This is a genomic window from Eggerthella sp. (assembly GCF_048329335.1).
GTDB lineage: Bacteria > Actinomycetota > Coriobacteriia > Coriobacteriales > Eggerthellaceae > Eggerthella > Eggerthella lenta.
Map to the genome: position 1 here is coordinate 1 of NZ_DBFEGU010000337.1, position 14,199 is coordinate 14,199.

General features: G+C 67.6%; 21 protein-coding genes. All 21 read right to left on the minus strand.

From position 1 onward, the window contains the following. Positions 1-158: 158 nt before the first annotated feature. The 21 genes from ACMO6A_RS10440 to ACMO6A_RS10540 all read right to left on the minus strand — a co-directional run bounded on the left by ACMO6A_RS10440 (position 159) and on the right by ACMO6A_RS10540 (position 13,876). Positions 159-545: a hypothetical protein gene (locus ACMO6A_RS10440; RefSeq protein ID WP_161172700.1), complete on the minus strand. Its 387-nt coding sequence runs from the start codon at positions 543-545 to the stop codon at positions 159-161. Positions 546-632: 87 nt separating this feature from the next. Further along, positions 633-1,151, minus strand: coding sequence for a hypothetical protein (locus ACMO6A_RS10445; protein ID WP_418471230.1), 519 nt, complete (start codon positions 1,149-1,151; stop codon positions 633-635). 15 nt (positions 1,152-1,166) lie between these two features. After that, positions 1,167-1,613 (minus strand): hypothetical protein, encoded by a 447-nt coding sequence (locus ACMO6A_RS10450; protein WP_161172702.1) that lies wholly within the window; start codon positions 1,611-1,613, stop codon positions 1,167-1,169. A gap of 1 nt (position 1,614) precedes the next feature. Continuing rightward, positions 1,615-1,977, minus strand: coding sequence for a minor capsid protein (locus ACMO6A_RS10455; protein WP_161172703.1), 363 nt, complete (start codon positions 1,975-1,977; stop codon positions 1,615-1,617). Next, positions 1,974-2,315, minus strand: a complete 342-nt coding sequence (locus ACMO6A_RS10460) for a hypothetical protein (protein ID WP_195631312.1) — start codon at positions 2,313-2,315, stop codon at positions 1,974-1,976. The genes ACMO6A_RS10455 and ACMO6A_RS10460 overlap by 4 nt, the downstream gene beginning before the upstream one ends. After that, entirely contained in the window at positions 2,312-2,653 is a 342-nt protein-coding gene (locus tag ACMO6A_RS10465) for a hypothetical protein (protein WP_114516599.1), read from the minus strand. The genes ACMO6A_RS10460 and ACMO6A_RS10465 overlap by 4 nt, the downstream gene beginning before the upstream one ends. Before the next feature lie 3 nt (positions 2,654-2,656). Further along, positions 2,657-3,553 (minus strand): hypothetical protein, encoded by an 897-nt coding sequence (locus ACMO6A_RS10470; RefSeq protein ID WP_256185522.1) that lies wholly within the window; start codon positions 3,551-3,553, stop codon positions 2,657-2,659. Between the two features lie 11 nt (positions 3,554-3,564). Continuing rightward, on the minus strand, positions 3,565-4,161 hold the full coding sequence (locus ACMO6A_RS10475; RefSeq protein WP_114550745.1) for a phage scaffolding protein: 597 nt from the start codon (positions 4,159-4,161) through the stop codon (positions 3,565-3,567). 180 nt (positions 4,162-4,341) lie between these two features. After that, on the minus strand, positions 4,342-5,013 hold the full coding sequence (locus ACMO6A_RS10480; RefSeq protein ID WP_114550744.1) for an AP2 domain-containing protein: 672 nt from the start codon (positions 5,011-5,013) through the stop codon (positions 4,342-4,344). Between the two features lie 4 nt (positions 5,014-5,017). Beyond that, positions 5,018-5,446 carry a hypothetical protein gene (locus ACMO6A_RS10485; RefSeq protein WP_181872209.1) on the minus strand — a complete coding sequence of 143 codons (429 nt, stop codon included), beginning with the start codon at positions 5,444-5,446 and terminating at the stop codon, positions 5,018-5,020. Between the two features lie 8 nt (positions 5,447-5,454). Further along, entirely contained in the window at positions 5,455-5,811 is a 357-nt protein-coding gene (locus ACMO6A_RS10490) for a ParB N-terminal domain-containing protein (protein ID WP_114550743.1), read from the minus strand. A 128-nt stretch (positions 5,812-5,939) separates the two neighbouring features. Further along, entirely contained in the window at positions 5,940-6,146 is a 207-nt protein-coding gene (locus ACMO6A_RS10495) for a hypothetical protein (protein ID WP_114516605.1), read from the minus strand. Further along, on the minus strand, positions 6,143-7,693 hold the full coding sequence (locus ACMO6A_RS10500; RefSeq protein WP_195260195.1) for a phage minor capsid protein: 1,551 nt from the start codon (positions 7,691-7,693) through the stop codon (positions 6,143-6,145). Before ACMO6A_RS10500 ends, ACMO6A_RS10495 begins: the two co-directional genes overlap by 4 nt. 3 nt (positions 7,694-7,696) lie before the next feature. After that, positions 7,697-9,157 carry a hypothetical protein gene (locus ACMO6A_RS10505; RefSeq protein WP_195260196.1) on the minus strand — a complete coding sequence of 487 codons (1,461 nt, stop codon included), beginning with the start codon at positions 9,155-9,157 and terminating at the stop codon, positions 7,697-7,699. A gap of 11 nt (positions 9,158-9,168) precedes the next feature. After that, the gene (locus ACMO6A_RS10510; RefSeq protein ID WP_181872659.1) at positions 9,169-10,848 is read right to left on the minus strand and encodes a PBSX family phage terminase large subunit; all 1,680 of its coding nucleotides are present in this window, start codon (positions 10,846-10,848) and stop codon (positions 9,169-9,171) included. 114 nt (positions 10,849-10,962) lie between these two features. Next, positions 10,963-11,778 carry a hypothetical protein gene (locus ACMO6A_RS10515; protein WP_195631307.1) on the minus strand — a complete coding sequence of 272 codons (816 nt, stop codon included), beginning with the start codon at positions 11,776-11,778 and terminating at the stop codon, positions 10,963-10,965. A gap of 48 nt (positions 11,779-11,826) precedes the next feature. After that, on the minus strand, positions 11,827-12,123 hold the full coding sequence (locus ACMO6A_RS10520) for a DUF4406 domain-containing protein (RefSeq protein WP_114516609.1): 297 nt from the start codon (positions 12,121-12,123) through the stop codon (positions 11,827-11,829). Then, positions 12,120-12,512 carry a RusA family crossover junction endodeoxyribonuclease gene (locus ACMO6A_RS10525; protein WP_161172706.1) on the minus strand — a complete coding sequence of 131 codons (393 nt, stop codon included), beginning with the start codon at positions 12,510-12,512 and terminating at the stop codon, positions 12,120-12,122. Before ACMO6A_RS10525 ends, ACMO6A_RS10520 begins: the two co-directional genes overlap by 4 nt. Continuing rightward, the gene (locus ACMO6A_RS10530; protein WP_181872660.1) at positions 12,509-12,928 is read right to left on the minus strand and encodes a hypothetical protein; all 420 of its coding nucleotides are present in this window, start codon (positions 12,926-12,928) and stop codon (positions 12,509-12,511) included. Before ACMO6A_RS10530 ends, ACMO6A_RS10525 begins: the two co-directional genes overlap by 4 nt. Continuing rightward, positions 12,925-13,314 carry a hypothetical protein gene (locus tag ACMO6A_RS10535; RefSeq protein ID WP_114526500.1) on the minus strand — a complete coding sequence of 130 codons (390 nt, stop codon included), beginning with the start codon at positions 13,312-13,314 and terminating at the stop codon, positions 12,925-12,927. The genes ACMO6A_RS10530 and ACMO6A_RS10535 overlap by 4 nt, the downstream gene beginning before the upstream one ends. A gap of 121 nt (positions 13,315-13,435) precedes the next feature. Next, positions 13,436-13,876, minus strand: a complete 441-nt coding sequence (locus ACMO6A_RS10540) for a hypothetical protein (RefSeq protein ID WP_114550736.1) — start codon at positions 13,874-13,876, stop codon at positions 13,436-13,438. Positions 13,877-14,199 lie beyond the last annotated feature (323 nt).

Below are 14,199 nucleotides of genomic sequence, written 5' to 3' on the forward strand. Positions count from 1 at the left end.
GGATCGCCTGCGCGCGACCGGCGTCGCCCAGGTCGGGATCGTCGGCGGCCTGCATGGCGCGGATCCCGGCGCGGAACGACGTGGCGATGGAGACGGGCGCGCCGCCCACCTTGACGGAGGACGGCGCGCGGCCGAGGACGATGCTGGGATCCATGCGCCTACTCGGACGCTTCGGCGGCGTCCCAGTCGACGTCGGGCAGGTACTTGGCCAGGTTCGCCCGGAATCCCTCGTCGACGCGGCTCTTGGTCACCTCGGCGTAGAGGTAGGCGAAAAGCTCCAAGCCGTCGATGAAGTCGAACTTGCGAGCCTTGAAGATGTCGGCGAACTGCTCGTCTCCGAGCAGCGCCTTGAGGTAGCCGCGCACGTCCTGCGCGAGCAGCGCCATGCGGCCGCTGTCGCCGGCCAGCTGCGCGTAATCGACGCGGCCCAGCTTCTCGCTCCACTTCTGCACCTTGTCCAGCACGTCCGCATCGCCGAGGTTTATCTCGTACGACTTGCCCTCGATCTCGACGTCCACCGTGTGCTTTGAAAAAGTGAAACCCATGTCTAACCCTCCGTCTATCCTGATCGTCGTCGTATGCGTAGGAGGGCGCGGTGAAAGGAGTAAGCCCGCGCCCTCCGGAACGCCTTGCTATCCCTGCGGGCCCGCCTCGGAGACGGACGGCGCCTGCCCTGCGGGCGCGAACGCCTTGGCCGACGCGTCCCACGTGCCCTCGCTCCACGCCTCGTCGCTCATGTTGAACGTGCCGGCGCTGGTCACGGGCTGGCCTTGGTTGGAGTTGGAGTGCGGGTTCGCGGTGAACTTGAACGCCGCCTTGTCGGCGAGCGCCTTGCCGGCCTCGTCGAGCTTCCAGGTGTACACCTTGGCGATCTCGCAGGGCACGTCGAGGTCGTTTCGATGTTTGAAGATCCACTCGTCGAGCTCGCCGTCGCGCACGGTGTCCTTCTCCATGTTGATGGAGCAGGATCGGCCGTAGGTGAGCGTCGGCGGGGTCTTCCGGTCGATCCATGCCGGCTCGTAGGTCTTCGACTCGCCGGACTGCTCCCAGCTGAGCAGCTCGGTCGCCTTGACCCATTTCGGGGCCTCGGGCGTGCCGATGTTGATGTAATTCTCGAGCTCGTAGCCCCACGCGACGTCTTCGTTCGCCATGGACGAGCCTCCTTCCTATCGCTGCGTCTTGTATTTGACCACCAGCGTCACCCGGTAGTCGGTGGTTCCGGGCGCCGCCTGCACCCTCGCGGGCAGCGTCCCGGCCTCGATCTCGCGTAGGCGCGTGCCGGGCCCGAGGTCGAGCGCGTAATCGGCCGACGGATCCGCGAGGGACCGCACGGCGGCGGACAGGGATCGCAGGATCGCCTGAGCGTCGAGCCGCTCGGCGGTGTCGTCCGCCGCCTGCCGCAGCACGAGCGCGACGGGCAGCCTCCAGACCGTCCCGCCGTCGAGATAGCGCCGCTCGATCGGATCGCCGTCGAGCACCTGCATCGACACGCACGGCAGCTCCGAGCGGTCGGTCGGCAGGTACTCGTACTCGCACCGCAGGCCGGCCGGTGAGGACAGCACGAGCGCCTCGACGGCCCCGTACAGCCGCTCCACCACGTCGGCCCGATCCATGTCACCTTCCATTCGCCACGCCTCCCGCCTTGGTCCCGGCTATCCTGATCCACTTGCTGATGTTGGCCGCCTTCGCCGGGTCGAACCATTGCATGCACGTGCCCGGCCAGCGCTTGTTCGGCAGCCCGTAGTACTGCGCCCTGGCGTACGGCACCGACGCGTTGCCCCAGACGAGCAGCCCGTCCTCCGGCACGCTCTCGGTCTCCGCCGTGCCCCTCAGGTGCCCGTCGAGGTACGGCACGTAGGGCTTGCAGTCCTCGCGGGCTGCGAGCGTCACCCCGGTCGTGACGGCCCGCTCCATGCCTTTGGCCTTGGCGATGGCGCGGGACAGGTCGCAGCTTCCGAGCTTCGCCGAAACCTTCATCGCGCCGTCGCCTCGTAGTGGTCGACCGCCCGCCCTCGGCGCACCGGCTCCACCGACTCGACGGCGAGCGCCTGCGGCTCTGGGCCGGGGGACGACGACGCGCCGAGCATGGCTCGGTCGCCCCTGCGCGGCTCCCACGACGTGCCGCATCCGCCCGTGCCGCGGGGGACGAGCAGGCGCGCCTCGTCCCTCGCGGAGTCCTCCATGTCGGAGCTCTTGGCCCTGGCCTCGATCCACCTGACCCCGCGCAGGACGCGCCTGGCCCACACGGCGCGGCGCTCGCCGTCCTCGCCGTCGCGGCGCCACACGGTGACGGTGTGCGGGTACGCGCGGCTCACAGCCAGGCCCCGTAGAGGATCCGACCCGGCGCCTGCGCGAGCATGCGGTCGATAGCCCGGTCCACCGACATCGACGCGGCGTCCACGAGGCGCTCGGACACGCCGCCGGCGGTGTAGGACGATGCCGCCGGGTCGGCTAGCGCCTCGCAGGCGGCGCACACGGCGCGCTTGTACGCGTCGATCTCGCCGTCCGGCATCGCCGACAGGTCGCGGTGCGCGATCCTCTCGTCGACGCGCGCCTCGGCGTCGGGCAGGACGGCCTCGTATTCGTCCTGCCCGAGCCTGCCGGATCCGTACTCCGCCGAGTACCATGCGTATGTCGGGGCGTGGCCGAGCATCGCCTAGCCTGCGGGGTTCGGCGCGGGCGTTGCCGACGGGGTCTCGATGGCGCACACCACGATGCCGTCCATGACCTCGGCGAACAGCTTGGAGCCGGTGAGCACGGTCGTCTTCGTGGTCAGGTCGTCGTAGTCTACGGTTCGATGCACGCCGATGAGGCCGGTCGTGTCGGTAACGAACTCGAACGCCTTGGCCACGTCCCCGTTCTTGGGGTTCGTGTAGTAGAGGATGATGTTGTCCTTGGCCGTCGTGATGACCTTGCCCTTCGGCACGCCGGTGTACACCAGCACGTCGTAGATGCCCAGGAACGCCTCGAGGTAGGTCATGCCGAACGCCGTCTGCACGGTGACGTCCTTCTTGGCCAGGTACTCGCCGATGTCCTCGGGGTTGACGAAGTAGAGGTAGCCGCTCGCGTCGGTGTCCTCCCACAGCACCTGGTTCTTCGTCCAGCAGGCGGCGAGCGCGCCCTGCAGGCCCTCGCCGGCTGCCGTGCCCGTCCCGGTGGGGAGGAAGTCGAAGAAGTCCTTGCGGATGCTCTCCTGGACGTCGCGCAGCATCTTCGCGTCGGTGTCCTCGACCGCCTGCTCGTAGCCCTTGTCGTTGATGGCCTCGTAGGAGGTCTGCTTGCGCCACTTCTTGAGCTTGAGCTCGAAGATCTCGCCGACCTCGGTCTTGTACTTGGACAGGGGGATGACCTCGCCCTCGGCGACGTTGCCGTCCTCAAGCTTGCCGGTCACCTTGTAGGTCTTCACGACCTGGCCGGGCTTCTTCTCGATCCTGCGCGTGATGCCGAGCAGCTCGGCGAGCTGGTTGATGTTCGTCTCGAATCGCGCGGCGAAGTCGACGGCGCTCACTTTCGCGAAGTCCGCCGCCTTCTGCATGTTTGCGTCTGCAGGCATGTTTCTTCTCCTTACTCGAAGAGATCCATGTGCTCGGCGATCTTCGCCCGGCGCTCGGCCGGGTCCTTGATCGCCATGATCTCGTCCTTGGTCATCTTCTTGGCCGGGCCGCCGGGCGTCGCCGCCGAGCTGACCACGGTTTTCGCGTCGAACAGGTGGGGGTAGGACTCCTTGACCTTGGCGACATCGAGGCCGGACACGTGCCCGTCCTTGGCCACGTCGATGCCGTCCATGTCCAGGTGGGCGATCGCGCCCACGGTGTCGCTGCATCCCGCGGCGATCAGCGCGTTCTCGACCACGAGGGACTTCTCGCGCTGCTTCCACGCGCTCTCGGCGGCGTCCGCCGCCTTCTTGGCCTCGCCTTGCGCCTCCTCGACGGCGGCCTTCACGTCGTCCTCGGTAAGGGCTTTGGCCAGGCTGTCGTTGAGGTCTTTGAGCTGGCCCTCGGCCTCCTCGGCGCGCTTCTTCCAATCGTCGCGCTCCTGGGTGAGGCGCGCGTTCTGCGCTTTGAGGTCGGGCTCGCCCTTTGCGCCGCCGTCGCCGTTCGGCTTCGGGTCGGTCTGCTGGCCCGCGCCCGCGGGGTCGGTGTTGGGATCCTGGTTGGCCATCCTGCTCCTATCGTCGTGTTTTGTACGCGCTTCCCTGCGCGCTTGACGCGCCCCTCTCCGCTCGGGGCCGGCGAACGATGCGCCTCTTCGCTCGGCGCTCGCGATGGCAGCATGATGGGGGAGGTGTCACCGGGCATGAAAAAAGCCGCCCCGTAGGGCGGCTCATGCGGACGATTGCCGCTAGTTGGTTTTCTCGTTATCGACCGCTTTTCGCAGTGCCTCCTCGTACTCGGCCTCGCTCGTCGGTTCCAGCCCATGGGCTTCTAGCACGGGGTCGAACAGCTCCTGCTCCGCTTCCCTGCGCGCCTCGGCTGCGGCGGCTATATCATCGAATAAGCCAAGTCTTCGCTTCTTCCCCTGGAACTTGATGTAAGCCTCCCACTTGCCTTTCTGTCTGTTCCACGACACACCCCTGACGCCGCTGGTGTTCTGGCATGTCGGCGTTCCACCTAGATTTCCGAGCTTGGTGCCGTCCACCGCGTCGGAGGGCATGCGCTCGACCTCTGAGGAGAGGCACCCGCACGAGCGGGTGTTGCCGTCTTTGAGCGACACCGAGCGCACGGTGACCTTGCGCCCGCAATCGCATCCGCACAGCCACATCGAGTAACCGTTGGAGTTTCCGGCGTACTCTTCTGCTACGAGCTTGCCGAACCTTTCGCCCGTCAGGTCCTCGTAGTCCTTCTTGCGGCACCCGCACGATGTCGTGTTGCCGTTGCGCAGGTCGCGCGTCAGGACTACCGTATCGTTTCCGCAGTCGCATCTGCACAGCCATTTCCTCGGCTTCGACTGTGCGACCCTCACGGCGACGAGCCGTCCGAACCTCTGGCCGGCAATATCGACTGGCGCTCCCATGCGGTCACATCGCCTCAATGAGTTCTTCGACGATGCGCGATTGCGTCTTGCCGGTGCGCGACGCCTCGCGCTCAAGCTTCGCCTTCGCGCTCGCGCTGATGCTGAGCATGGCGGGAACCGTCGCGCCGTCGTCGTCCGGATCGCCGAACACGGAGGCGTACCCGTCTGCGTCCATGTTCTCCTCGGCCCATTCGCGCGCCTCTTCGTACGACTGCGGGCTTATCTCCTCGCCGCCGGCCCATCCCGAGCCGTCGCGCTTGGCGCACCTCGTGCGCGGCCCGCCCTCGGAGTGCAGGAAGAACTCGCCCGTGCGCTTGCGGTAGAGGGTCTCGCAGTAGTAGTCCAGGTCGCCGACGTAGCAGCCGTTGTCGCTCTGCGCGATCTGCTCCGCCTTGTCGGTGTCGTACCGCTTGCCGTTGATGACCTTGTTCATTTCGTCTCCTACCACTCGACGATCTCGTCTTTGTATTCCTCGACCCACGTCCCGGCGAACACGTCGCGCAGGTTGTCGAACTGGATCTCTTCGAAGCCGATGCCCTCGCGCTCGCAGTAGTCGTTGATCTCGTCGGTCACGTCTTCGGCAACGTCCTCGTAAAGAACCTCTCCGTCGTATTCCGCATCGGAGTCGATCGCCTTGAGCGCGGCGAGGCGGTGCGATCCGGTGACGAGGCCCATGTTGCACACGAGGATGGGGGCGCCCTTCCAGCCGTTCTCCTTCATGGACTCGGCAAGCTCGGCGACCTTCGCGCCGTCGGTTGCGTTGACCGTGGCGTAGCAGCTGATCTCGTCGAACTTCATTTCCGTTTCCTTTCCTCGTCCCTTTCGATGCAATCATTATAGCATACGTAGATATCAACGTAAAGTGAAGTATAGTATATATATACGTATTTTTTTGGCGGCAAAAAAGCCCGCCGAAGCGGGCTCGCCTAGAACGCGTGCTCGAACCCTCGCCACCTCGTGCAGGCCGGAGGGTCGAACAGCTTGTGCGCCCTGATCTCGTCGCGCCCGAGCGAGACGGTGAACGTACCGCTCTCCATGGAGTAGCGGTACGATGCGCCGCATCCTTCCAGCGCGTCGATCTGCGCTTTCGTCCCTTCGAGCAGAACGTCGAATATGTCCTCGATCTTGTTCATGATATGCCCTTCATTCTAACATAGCGGTCGATGATCTTCTGGATGTACGCGTGCCTCTCGTCGTCTCCGGCGCTGTTCAGGCGCCAATAGCGCTCGCTTCCGTGCCTGTTGAGCCAGATGCGCGCCTCCAGCTCCTCGTGCAGGATCGTGTCGACGAGCTCGGCGTCCCCGGGCTTGGCCTGCTTGCCGATGTAGACCGGGCCGGCGTACTTCCGGCCGTCGCCGTCGTAGCCGACCTTCGTCAGCCCCGGAGTCCTGATCCTGCCGTTGTACGTCGGCGGCGCCGAGAACCTGACGCCGGCGAGCGCGCCCGACGCCAGCGCGTCGATCCTCTCCTGGCTCGCCGGGTGCCTGTAGCGCCCCGCGGCCTTCGCCTTCGCCGCGGCTCTCAGCGCCCTGGGCTGCGCGCCCACGCCGTACGCCTTCTCGCGCGGGTAGTTGCGCACGAGGCCGCTCTCCTCGCAGTGCTTCCGCAGCGCCTGCTGCTGGCGGCCGAGGAGCAGGCGCTTCTGCGCGTAGCGGGGCGTCTCCAGCCCGATGCCGGCCTGCTCCATGGCCGCTATCTCCCGCTTCGTCCCGCGCACGCGCCGCTCCAGCTCGCGCTGGCGCTGCATGGCCTCGTAGCACTCCTCCGACGTCATCCCGAAATGACCGGACTCGCGCGGGAACGACAGGTCGGGCAGCTCGGTGACGCCGGGGTAGTACGGCCCTATGGAGTGGCGGCAGTTGACCCCTTTGAGGCCGCCCACGCCGCCGTACCCGGTGAGCTGGATGAGTCCGGGGTACTGGACCCCTCCGACGAGCTTGGGGCCGGAGACGCAGCACGGGCGGCCCTGCCACTCGGCATGGGACGGGCGAGCGCCGTAGTGGGCGGACGTTATCACGAGATCGTGGCCGATCGCGGCCAGGCGGGCGAGCGTCATGCGCCCCCCGGCCTGGGACGCCTGGCTCACGACGTGGCGGCGCACGGCCACGTCGATCTGGCTCATGATCCCGCTCTTGTAATCGATCGTCTCGACGCCGTGCGCCGCGATCCTGCAGACGGCGCGCGCCAGGATCCGGTCCAGGGGGTCGACGCCCAGGTTGCGCGCCGCTATCGCGTCGCCGGCGACCTCGTACCACAGCCGCTCCGCGGCGCCGGCCATGGCGATGTTCTGCCGCGCCACGATCTCGGCGAGGCCCAGGGCGGTTTGGTGGGAGATCTCCGCCCACGCCGCGGACGCGCCGTCCATGGCCCGAGCGACTGCCGCCGCTCCGTAGTACGCCTCCAGGTCCGACACGTCGCGCGCGTCGGCGCGCTCCAAGGCGGCCAGCGTGCGCGAGCGCACCTCGCCGGACACCTTCGAGGCGTGCTCGGCCAGGATCTGGTCGAGCCTCGCGCGGTTGGCCCTGGCGAGCGCTTCGAGCGCTTCCGCCTGGGAGCCTCCGATGATCCCGTCCGCCAGGCCGTCCACCAGCGCTCGCGTCAGGTCGGCGACCAGGCGCTCCTCCGCGCCGTGCACGATCGCGTCGGCCAGCGCTCCGACGTCCTCGGGCTCGACCGCCATGGCTTAGGCCTCGACGGGGAGCGCGGAGGACGCGTCCGCGAGCCCGCACTCCTCGCGTGCCTCGTCCTCGCTGTAGCCCTGCCAGCGCACCATGTAGCGCCACGGGGCCAGCAGGCCCGCCGCCACGTCGGCGCGGTCGCGCTCGCGAAGGCTGTCGTCGTCCTGGATGATCGAGTCGCCCATCACGACGTTGACCGCGCCCTCGATATCGGGGATCGCCAGGCCGCCCAGGCTGCGGCACACGGATGCGGCGGCCGTGACGATGCCCTCGATGGCGGGGCGCACGATCTGCTCGTGCTTGTGGACGGTGCGCATCATCTCGGCGTTGTCGGACGCGACCTGCTTGGCCGTGGCCACGCCGCCCGACTCGTCCAGGGCGTAGTACTTGGTGCCGAACCCGCAGCGCTTGCCCAGCACCTGCAGCGCGGTGGACAGCATCCTCACGTCCTCGTCGGCGCGCAGGCTCGGGTTGTACTCGGTGATCATGGGCCGCCCGTCCGCGTACACCGTCGCGTCCTTGAGGGCGACGTAGAACTGCAGGCGCTCCTCCTGCGGCAGCATCATCCGGCCGGTCGCCTCGTCGCGGCGCAGCATCGCTTCGGGAATCATCACCATCTTGCGCCCCAGCACCAGCTCGTTGCCGATGTTGTCGAACGCCAGCTCGGTCGTCTCGATCGCTCCCAGGGCCGCGTCGAACAGCGCCACGCCGAACGGCGACCCCTCCCAGTACGGGTTGTCGAGGGCGAGCGTGACAAGCTCGAACGTCTTGCGCGGCTGCCGCGTGCTGATCGCGCCGTCCGAGTAGCCGTCCGGCACGACCGTCTCGCCGTCGTCGCGGAAGAACCGGGTCATGATCTCGTAGTCTCCGCGGTCGTTCGGCCGGTGAACCTCGACCTGGGTCAGCAGCTCGCCGCGCACGGCGACCTGCGAGACGAACGCGCAGGCCGTGCACTCCTCGCCGTCCCAGTCGAGCGGCGCGATGTGGCGCGCGTCGTAGCGCTGCGGCGACACGCCGAGGCCGGGCGATCTGCCGAACGCCTGCACTCCGCGCAGGTGCAGGGCCCACGCCCCCGTTCCGGTGGCGCACATGCGCTGCACGAGCTGGGGCGCGCCGTCGTCGAAGCGGGTGCGCGCGAGCCAGCCCGCGAGCCATTCGGCGGCCTGGCCGGCTTGGCCGTCCTCGGCCACGCTCACGCTCGCCCGCTCGTTGTAGATCAGGCCGGCCATGTCCTCGCACACCATGCGCGCCGGCGTGCAGCTGCGCACCTTGACGGTGTGAGGCGTGCCGTTGACGTCGCGCAGCTCGCTGACGTAGAAGTCGGCCTCGGACCTGTAGTAGCGCCACCACTCGTCCACGAATCCGCTCATGGGGGTCTCGATGCAGGCCGCCGGGTAGCCGAGCCCCTGCAGCCACCTCTCGGCCGCGCCCCTCCAGCCGCCGCCCTCCGTCGCGATCTTTGCCATTGCCTGTCTCCTTACGGTGTGTCGGGGTCTGCTATGAGGTCGAACACCGCGTAGCGCACGGCGTCGATAGCGTGGTTGTCCTTGTCCGGGTACCCGCGGAAGCGGCCCTCTTCGTCGATCTCCGCGCGGTAGCGGACGAACTCCTGGTAGGCGAGGGGCGCGCGGCGGCGGTCGATCACGATGCGCGCGCGCCCCTTGAGCCACACGATGCCGTCCGCGACGGGGACGCGCTTCGACGCGCCCACGGCGTTGATGCCGTAGGCGCGGTAGTCCGCGATGCTCTTGCGCTCCGCGATGTCGCAGCGCACCTCGTTGGCCGGCAGGTCGCGGCGGAACACGGGCTCGCCGTCCTCGTCGCGGATCGCGCGCCCGTCCGATCCCCGCTCCGCCAGGTGCTCCTTGACGACGGCCGCCGTGTCGGCGTTGAGCATGTGATGGCGCCACTCCTCGCCGTAGATGACGAGCTCGCGCCGCTTGCGGTCGTAGGCTACGTCGAGGAGCACCCAGGGGTCCGTCTCGTAGCCCCAGTCCAGGCCGCGCCGGATCCACCCGAACTCCGCGATCTCCTCGTCGGTGACCTCGCACTCCTCGACGTTGCGGAAGACGCGGCCCTGGAGCTCTATGCACTCGCCGTCCAGCTCGTTCCTCGCCGCCTCGGGGCTCTCGCGGTACATGCGCTCGGCGTTGGTGACGAAGCGCGCGCCCAGGAACTCCTCGGGCACGTCGCGCCAGGTGGAGTGGTGCACGAGGACGGCGGGGTCGTCCGCCTTGTCGGAGGCCTCGCGGTTGGCCCAGTGCTCCGAGTCCGGGGGAGGGTTGAACAGCTTGAACTCGAGGCCGTAGTCGGCGCGCAGCACTGAGTACTCGACGTTGCGCACGTCGGCCGGGTCGAACTGGGAGTACTCCTCCCACGTCAGGATCTCGATCTTCTTGCGCGGATCGTCGAACGTGATGGACTTGAGCTTCTCCGGATCGTCCAGGCCGCTGAACAGGATCTTCTGCCCGGTGGCGTTGTAGACGACCTCCATGGGCGACACCGATGCCGTGAAATCCGCGTCCTCGCCGGAGCGCCCGATCGTCATGCCGCGCTTGCGGATCGCCCACAGCACGTTGGCGTAGCAGCTGCGGCGCAGGGTGTTGGCGAAGCGCCGCATGCACAGCCACATGGCGTTCGGGCGCGCCAGGAACACGTCGAGCTGCTTCTGGTACGCGTAGCTCGACTTCGCGGATCCGCGCCCGCCTTTGAGGACGACCTCCTGGATGCCGGCCTCGACGGCGCGGGAGACCGCGCAGAACGTCGGGGCGATGGCGGCGGACAGATCGAACGGGGGAGCCTGGCGGGCCGCGGGATCCGCGTCCTCCCGCTCCGCCTGCCGGTCGGAGTCGAGCAGAGCCATGTTCTTGGACAGCGCCTCGTAGGCCTTGACGTCGCCCTCGGCGGCGCGCATCACCATGGTGGCGGTGACGGCGGCGGCGTTGGTGCGCTCGTCGGGATCCAGCCCCATCAGCTCCATCGCCTTGTTGTGCTTCGGCGACGCCGAGTCCATCGACAGGATCAGCCGCGCGGCCTCCTTGAGGCTCGCCAGCTCGCGCCTGCGTGCGCCCGAGCGCAGCCCGCCGGCGCGCCCCTTCTCCCGCGCTTCGCTCGTGCTTCGGATCTTGTGGGGCTCTATGTTCTCGGGATTCGCCATGCCGGGCATCTTGCCAGGCGCGTCACACGGATGCGCCCCGCCGGGAGGGGGACGGCGGGGCGCGAAGAGGAGGGTGCCGACACGTCGTCGGCACGTTGCATGATGGGGGAGATGTCACCCCAGCGATTCGACGATCGCCCTCTCCCTGTCGGACAGCTCCCACCTATGCGCGGCGGCGCGCTCGGCTGCGGCGCGCTCGGCTGCGGCGCGCTCTGCGCGCTCATGATGCCCCGCCGCCTCGTCCGACAGCAGCAGCCCTCCTCCGTAGATCCTCTTCCCGGCTTCGCGCTGGGCGTCCAGGGCGCTCACGCGCGCGCAGTCTCCCGGCTTGACCTCCAGGCGCACGCCGTACTTGGCGTACCTCCCGAGCATGGACGCCGTCAGCACGTGGCTCGGATACGAGTACTTCGGGAGCCGCTGCCTCTCCTTCGACCGCCTCTCGTCCTGGACGCGCTTCACGGCGCGGAATAGGTCCGGCGCTGTCTCCGCCACGTTGTCGCCGAACGACGTGACGAACGAGGTGCGCACGACTGCGCCGTTGTGGTACTCGATGTCGCAATCGGCGAACACGTGGTTCGTGCGCATGCACGTCTTCGCGCCGCTGAGCGCCGTCAAGGCCGGGGCGAACAGGAAGAAGCCGATCCCGCGGTCCAGGTAGAACTCGCATATCTTGGACAGGATCGAGAACGGCGGGTTGTCGAGCACCGTGCAGCCCTCCGGATAGTCGAACGACTCGTAGTCGCCTCCTGGCCAGAACGGGCGCACGATGCCGCTCGGATCGATACCGAACCGCTCGCACGCCCAATCACTCACGCAGTCGTAGACGTCGGGCGGGGTGTAGCAGTCGTCGGTGGTCTTCTTCGGCTTGAACTTCTCCACGAACCCGTCGTAGTCCTCGAACAGATGCTTCTGCCGGCTTGTCGACGCCATGGCCCTCCTATCGCCTCGCTTCGTACGGCGGCGATTGTCCGCCACAGGTCACCCGGTCCATCGGGACAGCTCTCGCACGTCCATGTCGAGCCGCATCGCCAGCAGGTACTCGGTCTGCGCGCCGCGGCTCCCCCTCCATCCGGGCAGCAGGCACACGCCGTCGCATTCGGCCAGCAGCGCGACGCAGCGCCTCATGGCGACGTGCCATTCCGCCTGGGCGGGGACGTGCCGGTGCGGCACGACCGGGACGTGGCCGGCTTGCACGAGCTGCTTCGCCGCATGCTCGAACATCGCCAGGTTGCGCCTCGGCCTGCCTGTCACGGGACCCGCCACGTACACCCTCATAGCTCCTCCATCCTCACGTAGATGCCGGCCGGGTCGCTCCACAGCTTGGCAGTCGAATGCAGCGCGATGCGGCTGTCGTTGTCGAAGTAGCCGAGCTTGGCCATCACGTCGAACACGGTCTTCTCCACGTTGTCCGCGTCGGGCTTGACGGCGTGCCACGATCCCTGGGCGCGCTTTCCGCCCGTCGGCCAGCAGATGCGCATCTCCACCGCCACGGGGCCGTCAAACGGCTTCTGCGGGGCATGTTTGGCCAAATGCGCCTCCCACTTCGCCTCGGCCGCTTCCAGCGCCCCAGATTTGCCGAGAACCGCCTTTCCGGCGATCCTGTGGATCTCCATGTCGTTGTGCGTCGCGGTCGGCGGCACCATCGGCTCGAAGAACTCGATCATCGCTCCACCTTCCTCGCCTGCGACCAGAACCCGCACGTCGCCTGCGCGCCCTGGATCTCGTTGTCGCGCATCAGGGCCTCGTACTTGGCCTCTCCGTAGCGCTTCTTGCGGCGCTCCCGGTCGCGCAGCACGTTGGCCACGAGCACGTCCGCCTCGTCGATCGGGTAGTAGTGCCGCGGGTACCTGCCGTCGTGGTCGTGCCAGCGCTTTTTGATCCACGGGCCGATGTTGTAGCGGTAGGCGAGGTGCTTCTTGCCGCGATGGTCGCTGATCCTGATCGAGTTGCACATGCCGCAGTCGAGCTTGAGGTAGACGCTGGACGTGCTGTAGGCGTCGTAGCGGTGCACGGTGAAGCCCTCGGCCAGGAACCGCTCGGACAGGCTGTCCGCGAGCGCCTTGAAGTCGCAGCCGCTCATGCCCCGTCCACCTCCTCGACCACGGCGGCGCAGTAACCGTACGACGCATCGCCTCCGGACAGCCGCACGGCGCACCTCTCGCACGCGCAGCTTCCGAAGTACTCGATCCTGCTGCAAACGAGCTGCAGCGCCTTGGCCCGGTACCTGTCCCGCTCGTCCTGCGCGCGGAGCATCGCGCGCCGGTGGCGTACCGACGACATCCTGGCCCGCTCGTACAGCCTCTGCTTGGATTCGGCGGCGCGCCTCCACTCGTCCCGCTCGGCCTCCGCCTTGCGCAGCATGTCGCAGCTGCACCAAGCGGCTGGCACCCTGTCGGCGCAGTGCGTCACGTCGGCGTGCCCGCACGCCTGCTCGTGGCCGCATCCCGGGCAAACGCTCTTCATCATCGGTCGTCGTCCTTCCTCTTCGCTTCCCATTCGTCTCTCAAAAGCCCGTACACCCCGACGAGCACCCATGCGCAGAACGCTGCGAGCGGGGCCGTCGATGCGAGCAGCAACCACGCCGATGTCATGACGCATCGCCTCCCTTCCCAGGGCGCTTGTGGCGGTAGTCGCGGCCGCATCCGGCGCAGCGCAGCGCCTCGTACCCTTCGGCGTCCGCCGACGCGAGGCACCAGTACCCGTCGTAGAGGCATGTCGGGCAGTACGGCACGTTGCTCACCTGCTTCGGGACGTCCCCGTCCTCGACGGCCTCCCGGATGCGCCCGGCGGTCTCGGCCTGCCACGACCCGTAGTCCGCGTCCTCCTCGAGCTTCGCCGCGATCTTCATCAGCGCCGCGACGTCCACTCCCTGCCTGAGGTAGCCGCGCTCGGCGGCGATCCGGTCGAACAGCTCGGCGTCGATCTTGCCCGCCATGTCGCGGATGGCCTCCTCGTCGAACCGCATGGTGGCGAGGACGCCGCCCTCGTCCGCCACTATGTCCGTCCTCACGATCCTGTCGAAATGCATAAATGCTACCTTCTTCCTGTCAATTTGTTCGAATCTCGCCGCTTGTCAAGGGCAGGGGAAGGGAGGACGGCGGGCGCAGCTTTAGCCCGCCTTCCTTCACCCCTTGACCCCAGAGAAAGGGAAACCTTTACCCCCCGTAGGGGGGTACTTTTTCCTTCCCTCGGAAAAACTCGGGTTCTCGCCGAGAATTTCCCTCCGAGGGAAAATCGGGAAAATCCTCGATGCGCGTCAAAAAGGACGGAAGGGAAAAAGTCGGGGAACGCGTCCTTTCGTCCGCATGGAAGGGAAGCGTTTCCCTCCGGGTTTTTCCCTCCGCTCACGAC